Here is a 1,996-nt window from a genome sequence, read left to right as displayed (position 1 = left end):
ATCCCCCACCGCTTGACGGTCACGCGCTCCAGCGTATCGAACACCAGGTTCTCCACCAGCAACCCGATCAGGATCACCACCGCCAACCCGGCAAAGACCTTGTCGGTGTAMAGCTCATTGCGGTTCTGGAAAATGTACCAGCCCAACCCACCCTTGCCGCTGGTTGCGCCAAACACCAATTCCGCGGCGATCAACGTGCGCCAGGCAAAGGCCCAGCCGATTTTCAAACCGGCAAGAATCGACGGCAACGCGGCCGGGATCAGGATGAACAGCACGAACCGCATGCCCTTGAGGCCGTAGTTGCGCCCGGCCATGCGCAGGGTTTCCGAGACCCCGAGAAACCCGGCATAAGTGTTCAAGGCCAAGGCCCAAAGCACCGAGTGCACCAGTACGAAAATCAGGCTGTTTTGCCCCAGGCCGAACCACAACAGTGCCAGTGGCAACAACGCAATCGCTGGCAGCGGGTTGAACATCGAGGTCAATGTGCTCAACAGGTCGCGACCAAACTGGGTCGACACTGCCAATGTGGTCAGGGCAAATGCCAGGACGATGCCGATCAGGTAACCCTTGAGCAACACCACCAACGAAATCCAGACCTTGCCCAGCAGTTCACCACTGAGCAGGCCGTCATACAGCGCGCTGGTGGTTTGCACAAAACTGGGCAGCAGCAGGTCGTTGTTTTGAACACGGGCGACCACTTCCCACAGCACCACGAGCAAAATCAGGATCAGGCTTTTACGAATCCAGCCCTGTTGCCAGAGGCGCTGGCCGAGCGGCAATTCACGCTCCAGCGGTACGCTGGTCAACGGCTGTAAAACGGTTTCGAACTCTTCACGCGCAGATGATAAATGGCTCATCGGGCAATCCTCTCAATGGCTCAATAAGCGATGCGAATATCGGAGAAATCCAGCTCACGCTCGGTTTCCGGAGATTGACCTTCATCGAACAACAACCGATGAATCCGTCGCGCCGATTCCTGAAACGCAACGCCACCGAGGCTGTGCAAATCGTATTGATGGCTGTGCACTTCCGCTCGTACCCGACCCGGGTGCGGCGACAACAACAGAATGCGATTGCCCACCACTAGCGCCTCTTCGATGGAGTGCGTGACGAACAGCAGCGTGAAACGCACCTCCTCCCAGAGCAGCAGTAATTCTTCCTGCATCTTGCGCCGGGTCAGCGCATCGAGGGCGGCGAAGGGTTCGTCCATCAGGAGGATTTTCGGTTGCATCGCCAAGGCACGAGCGATGGCGACTCGCGCTTTCATACCGCCGGACAAGGTATGCGGATAGGCATCGGCAAACGCCGCCAGCCCCACCTTCTCCAAATAATGCAGCGCTCGTTCTTCTGCCTCTTTACGTTTCAGCGTTTTGGACGCCAGCAGCGGAAACATCACGTTCTGTTTGACGGTTTTCCACGGTGGCAGCTGGTCGAACTCCTGAAACACCACGATCCGGTCAGGCCCCGGTGCATGCACAGTCTGCCCCTGAAGACGAATCTCGCCTTCACAAGGCTGAATGAACCCTGCAACCGCTTTGAGCAAGGTCGATTTGCCGCAACCGGACGGGCCGAGCAGCACAAAACGGTCCGCCGGATCGATTTCAAAACTGACTTGATGGGTCGCTCGAACCACACGCTGCGGCGTGCGGTATTCGAGGCTGACGTTGTCGACCGACAGCAGCGCCTGGGCTGTAGCGGTAGGTTTGCTGACCGTGTGGCCTTGCAAAAGGGCGTTCATGACGATCAGCTCCCTTGTAGCGGTTTGGTGTCCTGGAAGAAGTAGTCCTTCCACGAATCCGGTTTGTTTTTGATCGCACCGACGCGGTAGAGGAACTCGGCCAGTGGATAAGTATTTTTTGGCGTGATGCTGAATTCGAACTGCGGGTTGTCGATGATTTTCAGCAACGCGGCGCGATCGATTTTCGCCTTGGTGACGCGGATATAAGTGTCGGCGGCGGCGCCCTTGTCGTTCTGCGCGAATTCGGCCGCTTCGGTC

Annotated in this window: 2 protein-coding genes and 1 pseudogene; all 3 read right to left on the bottom strand. The window is 57.5% G+C overall.

Going from position 1 to position 1,996, the window contains the following annotated elements; all coding sequences use genetic code 11:
- Positions 1–857 (bottom strand): ABC transporter permease (locus AC1DRJ_RS25665; RefSeq protein WP_477804625.1); only part of this gene is annotated, 857 nt, incomplete at its 3' end.
- Between the two features lie 20 nt (positions 858–877).
- Positions 878–1,738: an ABC transporter ATP-binding protein gene (locus AC1DRJ_RS25660; protein ID WP_477804624.1), complete on the bottom strand. Its 861-nt coding sequence runs from the start codon at positions 1,736–1,738 to the stop codon at positions 878–880.
- Positions 1,739–1,743: 5 nt separating this feature from the next.
- Positions 1,744–1,996 (bottom strand): annotated as a pseudogene (locus tag AC1DRJ_RS25655) (ABC transporter substrate-binding protein); the annotation flags it as partial.

The sequence above is a fragment of the Pseudomonas sp. P5_B2 genome (genome assembly GCF_056400445.1).
The sequence above is the reverse complement of the archived record's forward strand: the minus strand, read 5'-3'. Positions and strand labels throughout refer to the sequence as shown.

Coding starts and splice junctions, on each gene's coding strand:
- AC1DRJ_RS25660 (WP_477804624.1), bottom strand. CDS start 1,738: ATGAACGCCCTTTTGCAAGGCCACACGGTCAGCAAACCTACCGCTACA.